Source organism: Paenibacillus sp. FSL P4-0338 (assembly GCF_038002365.1).
Classification (GTDB): domain Bacteria; phylum Bacillota; class Bacilli; order Paenibacillales; family Paenibacillaceae; genus Paenibacillus_AQ.
This window is the reverse complement of record NZ_JBBOCG010000002.1, coordinates 727,335-742,347: the sequence shown is the minus strand read 5'-3', so window position 1 is coordinate 742,347 and position 15,013 is coordinate 727,335. Positions and strand designations below refer to the sequence as shown.

General features: G+C 52.0%; 13 protein-coding genes and 1 pseudogene. 10 read left to right on the top strand and 4 right to left on the bottom strand.

The features are described 5' to 3' along the window. From MKZ07_RS27265 to MKZ07_RS27255, 3 genes are all read left to right on the top strand, one after another. Nucleotides 1-684, top strand: a complete 684-nt coding sequence (locus MKZ07_RS27265; protein WP_036693116.1) for a hypothetical protein — start codon at nt 1-3, stop codon at nt 682-684. A gap of 298 nt (nt 685-982) precedes the next feature. After that, nucleotides 983-2,203: an MFS transporter gene (locus MKZ07_RS27260; RefSeq protein ID WP_036693119.1), complete on the top strand. Its 1,221-nt coding sequence runs from the start codon at nt 983-985 to the stop codon at nt 2,201-2,203. 132 nt (nt 2,204-2,335) lie between these two features. Then, on the top strand, nt 2,336-2,923 hold the full coding sequence (locus MKZ07_RS27255) for an RBBP9/YdeN family alpha/beta hydrolase (RefSeq protein ID WP_036693122.1): 588 nt from the start codon (nt 2,336-2,338) through the stop codon (nt 2,921-2,923). Nucleotides 2,924-2,951: 28 nt separating this feature from the next. Here the strand turns inward: MKZ07_RS27255 and MKZ07_RS27250 are convergent, their stop codons facing one another. Together MKZ07_RS27250 and MKZ07_RS27245 are read right to left on the bottom strand one after the other, a co-directional pair. Continuing rightward, on the bottom strand, nt 2,952-3,770 hold the full coding sequence (locus tag MKZ07_RS27250; RefSeq protein WP_036693125.1) for a CPBP family glutamic-type intramembrane protease: 819 nt from the start codon (nt 3,768-3,770) through the stop codon (nt 2,952-2,954). 25 nt (nt 3,771-3,795) lie between these two features. Next, on the bottom strand, nt 3,796-4,362 hold the full coding sequence (locus MKZ07_RS27245; RefSeq protein ID WP_036693129.1) for a TetR/AcrR family transcriptional regulator: 567 nt from the start codon (nt 4,360-4,362) through the stop codon (nt 3,796-3,798). A 258-nt stretch (nt 4,363-4,620) separates the two neighbouring features. Between MKZ07_RS27245 and MKZ07_RS27240 the strand changes: the two genes are divergently transcribed. The 5 genes and pseudogenes from MKZ07_RS27240 to MKZ07_RS33665 all read left to right on the top strand — a co-directional run. Next, nucleotides 4,621-6,498, top strand: coding sequence for a leucine-rich repeat domain-containing protein (locus MKZ07_RS27240; RefSeq protein WP_036693131.1), 1,878 nt, complete (start codon nt 4,621-4,623; stop codon nt 6,496-6,498). Nucleotides 6,499-6,671: 173 nt separating this feature from the next. Next, nucleotides 6,672-7,448 (top strand): class I SAM-dependent methyltransferase, encoded by a 777-nt coding sequence (locus tag MKZ07_RS27235; RefSeq protein ID WP_036693134.1) that lies wholly within the window; start codon nt 6,672-6,674, stop codon nt 7,446-7,448. A gap of 213 nt (nt 7,449-7,661) precedes the next feature. Further along, a complete protein-coding gene (locus MKZ07_RS27230; protein ID WP_036693136.1) occupies nt 7,662-9,500 on the top strand; it encodes an HSP90 family protein in 1,839 nt (612 codons plus the stop codon). Continuing rightward, nucleotides 9,501-10,559 (top strand): hypothetical protein, encoded by a 1,059-nt coding sequence (locus tag MKZ07_RS27225; protein WP_036693139.1) that lies wholly within the window; start codon nt 9,501-9,503, stop codon nt 10,557-10,559. A 92-nt stretch (nt 10,560-10,651) separates the two neighbouring features. Next, nucleotides 10,652-10,729 (top strand): annotated as a pseudogene (locus tag MKZ07_RS33665) (putative holin-like toxin); the annotation flags it as partial. 137 nt (nt 10,730-10,866) lie between these two features. On the opposite strand, the gene MKZ07_RS27220 reads toward MKZ07_RS33665, so the two are convergent. Next, on the bottom strand, nt 10,867-12,489 hold the full coding sequence (locus tag MKZ07_RS27220) for an amidohydrolase family protein (RefSeq protein ID WP_341028698.1): 1,623 nt from the start codon (nt 12,487-12,489) through the stop codon (nt 10,867-10,869). A 111-nt stretch (nt 12,490-12,600) separates the two neighbouring features. Here MKZ07_RS27220 and MKZ07_RS27215 point away from each other — a divergent pair, with 111 nt between their 5' ends. Further along, complete coding sequence (locus MKZ07_RS27215; RefSeq protein WP_341028695.1) at nt 12,601-13,182, top strand: TetR/AcrR family transcriptional regulator; 582 nt, start codon at nt 12,601-12,603, stop codon at nt 13,180-13,182. Between the two features lie 35 nt (nt 13,183-13,217). Here the strand turns inward: MKZ07_RS27215 and MKZ07_RS27210 are convergent, their stop codons facing one another. Continuing rightward, on the bottom strand, nt 13,218-14,105 hold the full coding sequence (locus tag MKZ07_RS27210; RefSeq protein ID WP_036693145.1) for an AraC family transcriptional regulator: 888 nt from the start codon (nt 14,103-14,105) through the stop codon (nt 13,218-13,220). 121 nt (nt 14,106-14,226) lie between these two features. Between MKZ07_RS27210 and MKZ07_RS27205 the strand changes: the two genes are divergently transcribed. Continuing rightward, nucleotides 14,227-14,982 carry an SDR family NAD(P)-dependent oxidoreductase gene (locus tag MKZ07_RS27205; RefSeq protein ID WP_341028693.1) on the top strand — a complete coding sequence of 252 codons (756 nt, stop codon included), beginning with the start codon at nt 14,227-14,229 and terminating at the stop codon, nt 14,980-14,982. The last annotated feature ends 31 nt before the right edge of the window (nt 14,983-15,013 follow it).

Sequence of the window (15,013 nt, the reverse complement as noted above, 5' to 3'; positions counted from 1 at the left end):
TTGAGTGCTTTGACCGTTCATCTTAAAGCAACCTACAGACTGCTTAAACTATATATCTGGCTGGTTCCGATGATTATTGTGCTTGGCCGGACGACAGAGCTTATGATTACTTTCCTGACAAACACAATGAGTGCCTCACGTTTATCCGAGAGCAACATGCTTATTCTTCTATTGCCATTGTTCGCCGTCACGCTGCCGCTGAGCTATTACCAACGGATTGTTCATTTGGGCGCCAGCAGGATGCAATATTACAAGGGAATACATACCGTTTTTGCCGTCTGGGCGGCAGGCGTTGCCTTCATGAACTCCCTATGGCTCGCCTTGCAGGTCCATGTCTTTCACAATTATGATAATGCCACGGATCTGGTCGCCGCCTTTCATTGGAATGATTACGGCTTTGCCGGTTCATTTCTGTATCAAACCGCCTTTTACCTGATGGCCATGGCTTTGCTGAGTATGCTGGTCTCGGGATTCTTTACCCCCGCAGGCTGGCTGTTGACTGTGCTGATTGCTGCAGCTATTCCGGTCGGAACAGCCATCCCGGAGCTCAGGGTTCACGTGGCCTCCTTCTTCCGTACCCTGCTGCTGAACGATTCTCTCTTGCTGGGCACCGGCTTCAACCTGCTGCTGTATCTTGTTTTCGCGGCTGGCGGGTGGCTGTTTACGAGAAGACGGGTACATTGATGCAGGGTTCAATACTATTGACAGCTTCAAGAGTTCAATGTTAAGCTCCAGCTATAAAATTCGAGGAGGATGGCAGCCGATGATTCCACGTATATGGTAAGCACGCCCAACAAAAGCTGATTTCTCACCAAGTGTGGGCTTTTTTGAGTTGCTGCTATTTACGTTAAGGACATCGGCTGCGATCCGCTACGGCTTATTTCACTATGCCCGGTTTCGCACTGTCCCGTTATGTAATTGTTGCAGACCCAAGCCCCTATGCGGACTTGGGTCTGCTTTTATTTAGGGAGGGTACAAACTTATGAATATTCAATGGAAAAAGACGTTCGCCTTCATCTTCAGCGGACAAATCTTCTCGATATTAACCTCTGCGATGGTTCAGTTCTCCATCATCTGGCATCTGACTGAGACGACAGGATCAGCTGTCGTGCTGATGCTGGCCGGTCTGGCCGGGTTCCTGCCGCAAGCGGTCTTAGGTCCGTTCATCGGCGTCTGGCTCGACCGGTGGAACCGTAAGCTCACCATGATCGCCGCGGACAGCGCCATTGCACTAACCAGTCTGATTCTGGGTGCTTATTATCTATGGGGGGAGCCGAGCTTATGGGTTGTGTATGCCATCCTGCTCATTCGTTCGGCAGCATCTTCCTTCCATGCACCATCGTTTCAGGCTGCGATTCCGCTGATAGCACCGGAAGACCAGCTCACCCGGGTGGCAGGCTGGAACCAGCTCATCTTCTCTGCTTCCAGCGTACTTGGACCGGCGCTTGGAATTGCGGTATACTCGGCTACTTCACTAGGAACCGTATTGCTCTTAGATGTGGCTGGCGCTTTAATCGCTAATCTTATGCTTTTGTTCGTCCAGATTCGTCAACCGAAGCCGGAAATCGTAGAGACCCCCTCGTTCCGTAGGGAGTTTATGCTCGGCTGGCGGGCCTTTCTGTCGCAAAAGTCCATTGTCACAGTAACGGTTGCCATGGCGGTCTTCAGCGTGGTATTCATGCCGCTGGCGATGCTGTTCCCCTTGATGACGCTGTCGCATTTCGGACGCGGCGGCTACAGCGCCAGCCTGATTGAGGCCGTATTCGGAATTGGGATGATCCTTGGAGGTGCCCTGCTGTCCGTGCTTGCTTCCAGATGGAAGGACACCACCTACATGAGTCTGAGTCTGGTTGTGATCGGGCTCACCTGTGTCCTGAGCGGGGTGACCGGGCGCGAGGCCTTCCTTGCTTTTACCGTCCTCTCGTTCCTGATGGGTGCCGCAGCCCCCTTGTTCAACGGCCCGTACATGGCGATGATCCAGAAGTCTTACGAGCCTGAGCTTCTGGGACGTGTCCTCTCCTTCGTGACGAGTATCGGACTCTTGTCGTCTCCGCTCGGGCTTGCGCTGGCGGGACCTGTGGCTGACCGGTTCGGCGTTCCGTTCTGGTTCTTCTGGTCGGGGATAGTCGTGATTCTGATTGGAGTATTCCTATTTGTCAGGTTTGCAGGAACAGATACAGACAAGGAACCTGCTAGTGAATAAGTGAAGGTAAATAGACCGTCCTCCCTTTAATGGGATGGCGGTCTTTTTTAGGGGTTGTGCATGCAGAATGGAAGAATCTATAATATACGCGACTGGGAATATTCACTTTTACTTAATGGGAGGAGTTACGATATGGCTGATCCTACAAACAGCAAGCATGTTTATATTATTCATGGTTACGGAGCCACCCCGGCCAATCATTGGTTTGGATGGTTACAGAAGCGGCTCGCGGCAGACGGGATTACGGCAGATATTTTGGAAATGCCAACGCCCTTATCGCCTAATCTCCAGCAATGGCTGGAGCATCTGTCCAGTAAGGCCAAGCTGCTGAACCAGGACACCTATTTCGTTGCTCACAGCTTAGGCTGCGTCTCTCTGCTCAAGTATCTGCTCAGCGCGAGGCCGCAGGAACCGCTCGGCGGTCTGGTTCTCGTGTCCGGCTTCATCAAGCCGTTACCCGGCCTGCCAATGCTTGATGAGTTCACGCAGGATCAGATCAACTACAGCGAGGCTGCAGCACTGGCCCCCAAACGTGCAGTGATTGCCTCCAAGGATGATGCCATTGTGCCAGTCGCGCTCAGCAAGGAGTTAGCACAAGTCATTCATGCCGATTTTCACGAGGTAGAGCACGGCGGACATTTTCTGGACAGCGACGGCTTTACCACTTTACCTATTGCCTATGATGTCCTGCGCGATATGATGGGGCATGAAGCAAAATAACCGTGTATCTCTCGCCCAGGTTCTATCCTCATACGCGCTTCAATCGTCTCGACCTGAGCCATAATCCGAATCCAATGAACAGAATCGTCGTTACCACGCCGGTGGTCGGGCTGAACCATAGTTCGCCTGCCGGCGTGAATGTAATGATCCCGGCAACCGATACCAGCAAGGTAGGTACTCCATCCTCCACTGCGTGCATGAGTACACACGGCCACACCGATTGCGTAAGACGATAGATTTCAACGTACATGATGGACCAAGCAACCATGAGCACACAGCCGATGAAGACATAGCCCCATCTCGTCGTAGTCCCGAAATAAGTATCTGGCAGGAAGACCAGATAATATGCCGTATGCCACAGCGCCCAGACCAGACCGGACACAAGATAGATTATCCAGTCATTCAGCTTCAGCTCGATCAGCTTCGGGGTCAGATAGCCGCGCCAAGCGAATTCCTCGAAGATGTTCTTGATCAAGTTGCCGGCGAGCGATACTCCAACCAGCGACAGAATCGTAAGTAGTTCGGCCTCTGAAGTGCTGGCGCTATTGAACAGCAGAGCAAGCCCTACCGCAATTACCATGATTACCGGATAGACAGCAATGGCTGCGCCGTACCACTTCCTATTTCCTCTTAAATTAAACCTTACGCCAATATCCTTCCAATCGCGGTTCAATAGCCGCAGTACAAGCATGGCAATCACCGGCAAAATCAGCCATAAGCCCATGCCCGGCGAATTCCCTTCCGGCTGATCCGGCAGCTTCGTATCCACCCATACCCCAATCCAGCCGCTGGTCAGCACAATTACGATGAACAATATAAGACTAAGCTTTGTTCTGCCTGCTGTCATATGATCATCCCCTCCAGGTTCAGGATTACTCCATGCCACGCTTCGCTGTGCTGATGACATCCTCCGCCGCGCTGTTCAATAGCTGAATCATCTGCTCCTCCGTATAATGGTCCGGCAGCAGCTCATTGGCAACCATCACACTCATCCCAACCTGGAACATCTTCATTTTGAGCAAAATCATCCCCAGTTCATCATCCGATAATCCATTCAGATCTGGGTCCGTTCTCATCATCTGTATGAACCCTTGTGTCTCTGCCTCATCATGCTTCGCCTGATCGTTCTTCTTCATCACCAGATCCCGGAACAATATCGGATACTCCCGGGCAAAGCGGATGCTGGCCGCCCCGATATCGTAGAACGGATGCCCGGAGTTCTGCTCCAGCAGAATCTGTCTGCTCACCGTAAGGGTTCTCTGGTGCACCTCCTCCACCAGCTCGCCAGCCTCTTTGAAATTGACATAGATGGGGGCGATGGAGCCCCCCAGCTTCTCGGCCACCTTACGGATGGTCACGGCATCCACTCCTTCGGTCCTCGCAATTTCGAACGCCGCATCGATGATTTGTTCTTTGGTGAACTTTTTTTTGGGTGCCATAGGTTTCCTCCTGAAATAAAACAATCGATACAAATCATATGATATATATCAAATGATATACAAAATTCATCCCAGGTGTCAACCTAATCTTAACGGCTTGATTCTCCTTTTTAAGAACTGTTGTGTTCTGAGCATCTGTTCATATAGAATCAAATTATCAGCTTCACTCCAAAGAATAATGGAACAAATCAGCGGAGCCCACGTAAATTCCGATAAGATCACTGGAATATCATTACATCATGAAGGAGGCGGCTGCCCATGGCATTTATTCCGTTGAACTGTCCCAATTGCAGCGGACGAATTGAATACAAGGAAGGCACGATTCTCAAGTGCCCTTATTGCCAGACCGAGCTTCTGCTCAAGCAAAATAATGTCTACTATGTAGATCAGACCATTAACCATTATCACGGGACACCCCCTCCCAAGGCCGCACCGAAGCCAACCGTCTCCGTCTCCATCCCCATCAGGCTGGTGCTGGTCCTGCTGCTGATGCTGGGCGGCGCTATCGGTACATATTTCTATTACAGCCTAAGCTCTCCGCAGCAGGCAACCAAGGCTAATCTGTCTGTGCGGACGATGCCTGAAAGCGAGGTCCTGCTCACCTTCCTGCGGGAGACCCTGGGTAAAGGCTCTGCCATGCCGACCGAGGAGGAAATTGCCCGCCTGCGGTATTTATCTGTGAAGCATTCGGATGGGGACCAGTGGCAGTTCACCTACAGCTTCTCCGATCCCTTCAGCGATGCACAGGCCGAGAAGCTCACTTATGTGATCCAGGATAAGCGGCTCAATACCCAGCGGATCGACCAGCGGGACTTCGAAGCCTTCACGGGGCTGACGGCACTGGACTTGAACGGGACCTACGAAATTGACCAGACGGATCAAATCAGTTTTGCCCATATTCCCGGATTAAAAAGCTACGGCGGCGCCTTCAACGAATCCTTCAGCAGATTCTCCGGCTATTTCGGCGACAAGTCCAAAATTACGGAGCTGTCCACTCAGCTGCGCAGTAATCAGGAAGTGGCGCTGCTGCTGGAATTCCCCAATCTAAGCTCACTGTCTATTACCTATGTGGATGAGTCTATAACGGATTTGCATCTGCTGAGTAAGCTGGCGCTGAAGTCCCTGTCCCTTACCTTCGTCAATGACCTGGGGTGGTTATCATCCATGACGGGGTTGTCTTCTCTGGCTATCTATCACAGTGAAACCACAGATCTGCAGCCTTTGTATGCCTTAACCGGACTCCAGGAGCTTAAGCTTTCCTATTTGTCCAATGTGAAGTCGATTGACTTCGTGCAGAACATGCCTGCTCTGCAGACGCTGGATATCGAGAATCTGAATTTCTCCAGCCTGGAGCGTCTGGCCGGGAAAACCTCCATTACCAGCCTCCGGCTGGCGTCCTTAAGCAAGCTTGGCTCGGTAAAGGCTGTGAACAGCCTGCCCTCGCTGCGGGAATTCACCTTGTACGGTTATTACGACGAGCCAGACGCACTTACCTTACCAGGAGTCAAACGGATGGAGATTCCAGCCTCCTTCCTCTCCGGGCTGAAGGCGCCAGCGGTAACAAGCCTGACGCTCCGGGGAGGCAGCGGGGAGCTGAGCATGGCTGAGCTAAAGAAATTCCCGGAACTTGCGGAGCTGTCCCTCTGGGGGAGCGACGACATCATCCAGCTTCGTGCGCTGGACAGCTTGTCCCGTCTGAAGACACTACGCATCTATGATTCGTCACTGTATTCAGAGAGCGATGCCTTATTCGGCCTGAAGCAGGTGAACACGCTAGTGTGCTCGGAATGCCGCCTGAATTTCAAGCAGGCAGCAGCAACGAATAGTGTGCTTGAACATTTGACCTTGGACCGGCCATACTTCTCCTTGAACAACAACTCCGTTAGTGAGGTTGACCAGGTGATGCCTTACTTCGCGGGCCTGACTGCCCTGCGTTCCTTCACCCTGCAGGACAACAACCTGGCTTCTCTTGCGTTCATGAGCAAATGGCAGGCCATCGAGGAGCTTCATCTGGAGAACAATGCAATTTCCAATATAGAGCTTCTGAGCAAGCTGCCCAAGCTGCAACAGGTATTCCTGGCCGGCAATTCCGTGGCGAACAAGTCCGTGCTGGATGCAGGCGTACGGGTATATTAATTTCCGCTACTATGATATGAGAGAATAGACCGCCCTCCTTAAAGAGCAGAGGCTTGCGGTCTATTTTTGTTGAGAGCGCAGTTATAGGCAATGCTTATTAAACGTATAGAAACTATATATTTCATTTATAAGCTATGCAGCACTATACTGAACTTCATAAGGAGGGGAAGTACATGAATCAACCGGCTTCCAATAACCAATGGCAGGCAGATACGTATGATCATAAACTGGATTTCGTCTCCAAGCTGGGCAGCGATGTCCTCTCGCTGCTGCAGCCTCAGCCCGGTGAGCGCGTGCTTGATATCGGCTGCGGAACAGCCGATCTTACAGCTAAGATCGCGGCCGCTGGAGCGGATACAGTGGGCATCGATCTGTCACCCGAGATGATTGCCCGTGGCCGCAGCAAGTATCCGCACCTGAATCTGAGCGCCCAGAATGCATACACTTACCGGACCGCTCAGCCTTTCGATGCAGTGTTCTCCAACGCTGCGCTGCACTGGATGAAGGACGCGCACGCCGTCGCGGTAACGGTAGCAGGTGCACTTCGGACCGGCGGGCGGTTCGTCGCCGAATTCGGCGGCTACCGCAACGTTGCCGCGCTGGTGAATGCAACCGAGGCTGCACTGGAAGCGCATGGCTATGACCCGCAGGGACGCAATCCTTGGTATTTCCCCACCATCGGAGAATATGCGGCAGTGCTGGAGGCACATGGCTTCCTCGTCACGCTGGCCCAGCATTTCGAACGGCCGACTCCCTTGCAGGGGGAGAGCGGAATCCGGGATTGGCTCGACATGATGGCCGATGACTTCTTCTACGATGTCAGTGCAGAAGACAAGACTGTAATCTATCGCGAAGTGGAAGAGCAGCTGCGTCCGGAGCATTACCTGCAGGGACAATGGATTGCCGACTACCGGCGGCTGCGGGTCTGTGCAGTGAAGATGGCGGAGTGAGTATTAGATAAGCGGAGAGCCTTCAGATTGTCTGGAAACCCGGGTCCTTTCAAGACCTTGGGTTTCTTTTATAATGCAATGATAGAGACGCTTGGGAATATATGTTTCTCATCATGCAGATTCTGGGTAATACATAGAGTTGTATCTGTCTACATAGAAACTGATTGTCGGCATGAAGCACAAGCAAAATGATTACAGAACAGGAGAATCAAGATGGAGAACCAAAACCGGGATACGTACCGCTTTCAGGTGAACTTAAGCGGGATGATCAACATTTTGTCTAACCATTTGTATAGCAGCCCGAAGGTATTCTTAAGAGAGCTGCTGCAGAACGGCATAGACGCGATTACTGCACGTCAGGCATATTCCCCAGTAGGCTACGAAGGTAAGATCCATGTCGAGGTAAGCGGAACCTCCACGGGGGCAACCTTATTAGTAGAGGATAACGGGATCGGGTTAGATGAGGCAGAAATTCATGAGTTTCTGGCCATGATTGGACAATCCTCCAAGCGGGGCGAAGATTTCCTGTCGACCAATACCTCCTTTATCGGTCGGTTTGGCATCGGACTGTTGTCCTGCTTCATGGTGAGTAACGATATCGTAATGGTTACCCAATCGGCCAAGGGCGGACCTGCCCTGGAATGGCGCGGGAAGCCGGACGGCACTTATACGATCCGTAAGCTCGATGGGGCACATGCCCCCGGCACCAAGGTTTTTTTGCGTTGCAAGGAAGGGTCGGAAGCTTACTTCGAAGAAGAGAACCTGCGGGAAGGTCTATTCCATTACGGCGCTCTGCTGCCTTACCCGATCCAACTGGTGTCAGACCGCAACACCCGCCTGATTAATCCGCTGACCCCGCCGTGGATCAAAGATCCGCAGCTGGCCCGGAAGCATCGTGACGAGGTACTGGCCTTCGGCAAGCAGGTGCTGGGAGAGACATTCCGTGATTTCATTCCCCTGCACACCGCTTCGGGCCGGACAGGAGGCATCGCCTTCATTCTGCCACATGCGGTGAATCTGAACGCCAAGCGCAATCACCGGGTATACCTGAAGCACATGCTGGTCTCCGAAGCTGCCAGCAATATCCTGCCGGACTGGGCGTTCTTCGTGAAATGTCTGATCTGGACCGATGAGCTGCAGCCCACCGCTTCCAGGGAGCATTTCTATGAGAATGCTCAGCTGGAGCAAGTGCGGGAAGAGCTGGGAAATGCCATTCGTCAGGAATTGATGCGGATGGCCGAGTATGACCCGGACCGCCTGCAATCGATCATTTCACTGCACGCCTTATCGATGAAGGCGCTCGCGGTGGAAGATTCGTCATTCTATTCTATCATTCATGAGTGGCTGCCGTTTGAGAGCACGTATGGCAGAAAGACGCTTGGCGAGCTGAAGCAGCAGCCTCCCCTGTACTTCACGGCGACGCTGGACGAATACCGCCAGATTACCCACGTGGCTTCGGCCCAATCCATGCTGGTGGTGAATGGCGGGTATATCTATGATGCCGAGCTGCTGTCCCGGCTTCCGCTTATTGACCCGGAGGTGCAGACGGAACGGCTGCTGCCGGAAGAGGTGTCCTTATCCTTCACCGATATTACGCCTCAAGAGCGGCTGGATTACTATGAATCTGTAAGACTCGCAGACAGTGTCCTGCAGAAGTTCCGCTGCCAGGTGCAGCTGCGCCGCTTCAAGCCAGAAGAGATTCCGGTGCTCTATACTCTATCCGAGGAATCCGCCCAGTGGCGTGTACTTGAGGCAACGAAGGAAGTCAGCACCGACGCTCTTTCCTCCGTGCTAGGCAGCCTGGGCGCTTCGCTTAAGGATACGGCATACGCTACACTTTACTTTAACCTGAACAATCCCGTCATTGAGAAGGTATTCCATCAGGGGAATCAGGCTACGCTGCCTTCTATTGTCGAGATGCTGTACTGCAATGCGCTATTGATGGGACATTATCCAATGAACCGCCAGGAGATCGCGCTCCTGAACCAAGGCATTATTCAATTTATTGATTGGGGATTGACGGCCAGTCGATCCGCAGAAGGAGAGAAATAAATGAACGTTACCGAGATGGATTTCGACGATTTAATGGAAGAAGCCTACGGCCTGCCCGGAGGCAAGGCTAAGCTGGAGCTGCTGGAGCAGGCCGTACGGGTGGCCGATGCCGCAGGAGATATCGATCAGGGCTATGAGGCCCGCAGCGAAATCGTAGAGCTGGGCAGCTTCCATGGGTATCCGATGAAGGCGCTGGTCGCCTTTTCCTGGCAGCTGGGGCAGTATGACAAGAACCCTGGCCGGTTCGATGATTACAGTCTGATGTGGTCGTACAAGTGGGTGCTGGACCGCATTACCGCTTTTGCAGATATTAGCCGCACTCAGATTGAGAACCTGCTGGAGGATATGAAGACCCGCTACGAAGCCGAAGGCTATAGCAGCCGGACCTATCACTATTACCGGGCGAATATTCTCGAAGATTTCGGGGAGCTGGAAGCTTCACAGGCCGAATGGGCGATTGTCCAGACCATGGACCGGGACGAGATGAGCGATTGTGAGGCTTGTGAGCAGCATGGCCTGGTTGAGTTCCTGGCGAAGCAGGGAGACGATGAAGCAACCGTTAAGGCGGCTGAACCGATTCTCAAAGGTAGAATGACCTGCGGTGAGGTCCCTCATGTGACCATCACCAAGGTACTGTTCCCTCTCCTACGGCTGGACCGCCAGAAGGAAGCCGATAAGCTTCAGAAGAAGGGCTACAAGCTGGTAAAAGGAAACCGCGACTTCCTGTATCACCAGGCAGAGCATATTGGTTACCTGACCCTGACCGACCCGGTCAAGGCGCTGGAGGTCTTCGAAGAGTATATCGCCTCCTCTCTGGATCACGAGAACCCGGCCGATCAGATGATTTTCAACGCTTATTCGGCCAAGCTGTTCCGCCGTCTGTCTGAGGAATCCATCCGCTTCCAGGTCAAGCTTCCGGCTGGGCACCCGTGTGAACGCCAATCCGAAGACGTAGCTTCGCTTGCGAAATACTTCCAGAAGTTAGCTCTCGCTACAGCGGAGAAGCTGGATAAGCGGAATGGCAACGGCTATTATACTGAGCTGATAGAGAAGCTGTAGGATGCGTTCCTACGGCATTGAGTAAGAACAAGCGCAAATAAGAGCAGCTCCCGTAATGGGGGCTGCTCTTTACATATTGTAACTAAGCATTTACAGTGTTTGAAGCAATCATGCTGATGCTAACCTTTGGTTTGCTTATCGTAGCGCTGCAGTCCAATACACGCAAATAGACCGCCCCCCAGCAAGGTGTGCGGTCTATTTGTCGTATCCTGTTTGCCTGAGGCCTACCGCCCGGATGTTAACAGTAGTTAACAAACTTGTGAGCACAAGTCCGAAGACGCAGCTGCACTTGCGAGGCATTTGCTGCTCATTTCGTTCCCAGCCTTTGCTTAATCGAACTAAGCATTTGATTATCGTGATAAGCACCGGCCCGTATCACAGCATTGATTTTATGAAGATTTTGTACACTTTCAATGGGATTGGCATCCAAAAGGACCATGTCGGCGATTTTTCCAATTTCTACGGTGCCCAGATCGTCCATCCGGTCCAGAAATTCAGCCCCGTTCAGCGTGGCCATCTGAAGAACATGCAGCGGCGGGATGCCGGCTCTCTCCAACTCGTCGAATTCCTCATGAAGGGAATAGCCCGCAACCTGCCAGCTGTCTCCGCTGCCCCCGTCTGTACCCGCCAGCAGCTTGACGCCCTCCGTATCATAAGTCTTGACGAGCTTCAGGTACAGATCGTAAAGACCCTGGGCGGTTGCTTCACTACTATTGGAGAACAGGCCAGACCGCATACGTATCATAGTCGGACTCTGCCAGGTATTGTATTGTACATACACATCGGCTAGCTCCTTAGCCTTTTCCCCGCTATACGTATTGATGATATGCATCAGCTCCGCCTCATCCTCTTTGCCGCCTGAGGTTTTGATGGCCGTCTCCAGAACCTTAGCATTCACGAAATCCCGCAGTCCCTTGATCTTCATAAGCTGTACAAAAACCGGATTTCCCGTGATTGCCGGTACGCTCTTTTCCTGCGCCCGCAGCCTCTCTTCATCCGTGGAGCTTGAGATCAGGCTCCCGTTGTTGATGCCGAAATGCTCCACACTCTTGAACCCCTGCCTGGCGGCCTCCTTTAAATCCATATCGGACAACACATGTCCCGCAACCGGCAGATTCAATCTGTCTGCTTCCGCCTGAATGGCCTGGAGCACCTCAGGTGTAACGCCGCCCACTTTGATGAAATCAGCCCCTGCCTGCTTTTGCAGCCGGACAAACTCAGCGGCAACCGCAGGCGTCGGCGCATTGATCGGTGTCAGCACATCGCCAGGCATGGTGAGGAGTGCAGCCCGGTCTACGGAACGGGTAAAAGCGCCGGAATGCCATTCCTTCAATAGCTCGTACGAGCCGCTCATCTGCCTGAACCCTGTGATCCCGTTAGCCAAAAGACTCTCCATCGTCTCGTCTGTATGCTTGTCCCCGATGACATGCATATGCATATTCAGATAGCCGGGAACGGCGTATTTCCCCGCAGCATCTACAACCTTGGTATTCTCACCCGCCTCAAGCGTGCCCATTGGCGCAATGGCCCTGATTACCCCGCCGGCGCACAGAATGCTCATGCCCGAAGCTAAGCCGCCGGTGCGCGTATCCACAATAGTGACGTTATTCAGCAAAAGCTCATAGGACGCGCTTGGCTGTTCCAGCTGGAGTCCGGTGTAGGTTCCGGTAACGGGCGAAGGCTGCCCTGCGAACAAACCTGTCCAAGCCACGGCCAGAGCGATGACCCAACAGAGCGGGACGCGCCATCCGTGCCAGAAGGCCGATCTTCTCACAAACACTAGCCCCCCGATACAGGCTGCCAGTATCAGATATGCATACCAGCGTTCGCCGCTGCTGATCATCAGCAGAAGCACAATTCCATACAGGAGCACGGACAGCAGTGTAAATCCACCGGTCTTCAGAACGCTTTTCCTGATCTGATTCTTCATGAGTTAACCTTTCTTAATCCGTTGTATGATGGGGCTAAATTATGATACAAATATATCATAAGTATGAATGTGATCAATGGAAGATCAAGAAGTGGAACAGGAGCGGGGCTAATGTATCGTATTGGCAATGATAAACGGAAGACACAATCGGCCAGACTGGTCTGTAGGGGCCTGGAGGAATTGATGCGAAAGCATGATTATAGCGACATCACCGTGACCAGCCTCATCAACACCTCCGGTGTCGGCAGAGCGACCTTCTACCGCTTGTTTGACGACAAGTCAGATGTGGTTCTGTACCAGATGGAATCCGTCTTCACTGAATTATTAAGGAGTACCGGCCCTTATTCCGACCCTAACGCGATGGTCATGGATTTATTTGAGCTTTGTTTTGGCCGAAAAGAGTTCTTTTTATCGATTATCGAAGCCAATTTGTACGGAGAATTTCAAACCCGGCTTGCCAGTATTCTCAGTCAAAAACTGAACTTCGTTCAAGAGAGAACCGGCTTGGATTACAGGAACTGGCAGTACTTTATACAAGTCCGCACGGCGATGCTGTTGTCCGCTCTGCGCGTTGCCATTACTCAGTTTAACGAGGACAATCCAGTGGAAGTGCTGGAGACACTGAACAAGCTTTTCGGCAAGCAGCCGGCGTTATTCTATGAAGCGGGGACAGCCGCGGGAGCCCAGGAGTGACTTCCTGCATTTCCCACGGCTCTTGGCATGACCTTCTAATCCCTCATGCTTTCAATTCGTCTTAGGCTCTCCGTGTCCCGGGCTGGAGATGCACCGAAGAAGCGGGAATACTCCCGATTGAACTGAGAGGGACTCTGATAGCCAACATGATATGCGGCACTTGCTACTGGATAGCCCTCGAAGGCAATGAGATTTCTGGCCTCAAGGAGCCTTAATTGCTTTTGAAATTGAATAGGACTTAACCCCGTAGCCCGTTTAAACTGCCGGTGAAAGGTATTTATAGCCATTCCCGATTTCGATGCCAGCTCACCAATGTCTATTGGCCTCATAAAATTACTCCGAAACCATTTTACAATTTGAGATATCCTGGACAAATCACTTTCCCGCTGACCAAATTGCCTCAGATTCCCTCCTTGTGGTCCCATCAGTACGCGATACAGGATTTCGCGCTCATAAGCCGGTGCAAGAGCCGGAATATCTCTTGACGCTTTGGATAATCGCAATAAACGCAGCCAAGCCTCCATCAATTCAATATCCATGTCGCAAGCTGCGAATGGCCCGGAAGCAGCCGGTAATAGATTCTCCTGGAGATCTCTTAGCAGACTCTGAAGAACATTCTGATTCAACTTGAGACCAAGGGACATGTAAGGATGGCCATAGCGGTCTGGATGTACAACCGCCGTTGCAGGAACATGTACCGGTAACACGTAATAAGATGGTCCTGCCAGTTCTGTGCTGCGCCCCCCTATGGATAGAATCTTTCTTCCTTGAACCGTAAAACCAATCATCGGCTCGTACAGCGCTGCAAGCTGATGATTGGGGATCGCTCCTTTAATCATACTTAGCCCCGGTACTCCTGTATCCATCTGCCTGGTGCCCGCATCTTTCATCAGCTCCATTATTTCTTCAAGGACATTTTTCATGCACATAGTTTATCACACGAATGGTGCTTTTAGGCAATCAATAGGCACTTTCAGGTCTATTTGGATATGTCAGCTGCCGCTACAATTAGAACCAGGCCGAACACAAAACAAGGAGGAGCTTATGACAATTGCGATAGTAACGGGTGGAAGTAATGGCATTGGAAAAGCGACGGCGCTGGAGCTTGGCAAGCGTGGAATTAACGTCATTCTCACCTACAATTCCTATAAGGACCGTGCAGAAGATGTCGTACAGGAAATCGAGAAAAATGCAGGTGTCCGGGCAGTCGCACTGAAGCTGGATCTGACGCAGATATCAACCTTTGCAGGCTTTATTCTAGAAGTGAAAGAGAGTCTCCACAACATTTGGAACCGGACAACCTTTGATTACTTGGTGAATAATGGCGGTATTGGCGGACCCATGCTGTTCACTGAGATGAGTGAAGAATATTTCGACAAGATTCTGAATACAAACTTCAAAGGACCGGTTTTTCTAACACAGCAGCTTGCCGGATTCATGGAGGACGCCGGAGCTATTGTAAATACCACGAGTTCATCCAAAAATCAATCATTTCCGGGCTACTCCGTCTATGGCTCGTTAAAAGCAGCCTTCTCAACCTGGACCCGCTACATTGCCAAAGAGCTTGCACCGCGCCAAATTCGGGTCAACGCCGTGTCGCCTGGTCCTACGCACAGCAATTTCGGCGATGGAGTATTCGATAAACATCCCGAATTCATTAAGCCGCTGGCGGAGCAATCTGTATTCGGCAGAATCGGCCACCCCGAAGATATAGCGAGGGTTATTGTGAGCTTGTTGTCTGATGAGTTCGGATGGGTTACAGCCCAGGACATTGAAGTGTCTGGCGGGCATTTGCTTTAATTCAAACGCCAAAAGACCGCCCTCCCGGCAA

Coding starts and splice junctions, on each gene's coding strand:
- MKZ07_RS27205 (WP_341028693.1), top strand. CDS start 14,227: ATGACAATTGCGATAGTAACGGGTGGAAGTAATGGCATTGGAAAAGCG.
- MKZ07_RS27220 (WP_341028698.1), bottom strand. CDS start 12,489: ATGAAGAATCAGATCAGGAAAAGCGTTCTGAAGACCGGTGGATTTACA.
- MKZ07_RS27230 (WP_036693136.1), top strand. CDS start 7,662: ATGGAGAACCAAAACCGGGATACGTACCGCTTTCAGGTGAACTTAAGC.
- MKZ07_RS27245 (WP_036693129.1), bottom strand. CDS start 4,362: ATGGCACCCAAAAAAAAGTTCACCAAAGAACAAATCATCGATGCGGCG.
- MKZ07_RS27240 (WP_036693131.1), top strand. CDS start 4,621: ATGGCATTTATTCCGTTGAACTGTCCCAATTGCAGCGGACGAATTGAA.
- MKZ07_RS27210 (WP_036693145.1), bottom strand. CDS start 14,105: ATGAAAAATGTCCTTGAAGAAATAATGGAGCTGATGAAAGATGCGGGC.
- MKZ07_RS27215 (WP_341028695.1), top strand. CDS start 12,601: ATGTATCGTATTGGCAATGATAAACGGAAGACACAATCGGCCAGACTG.
- MKZ07_RS27225 (WP_036693139.1), top strand. CDS start 9,501: ATGAACGTTACCGAGATGGATTTCGACGATTTAATGGAAGAAGCCTAC.
- MKZ07_RS27250 (WP_036693125.1), bottom strand. CDS start 3,770: ATGACAGCAGGCAGAACAAAGCTTAGTCTTATATTGTTCATCGTAATT.
- MKZ07_RS27255 (WP_036693122.1), top strand. CDS start 2,336: ATGGCTGATCCTACAAACAGCAAGCATGTTTATATTATTCATGGTTAC.
- MKZ07_RS27260 (WP_036693119.1), top strand. CDS start 983: ATGAATATTCAATGGAAAAAGACGTTCGCCTTCATCTTCAGCGGACAA.
- MKZ07_RS27235 (WP_036693134.1), top strand. CDS start 6,672: ATGAATCAACCGGCTTCCAATAACCAATGGCAGGCAGATACGTATGAT.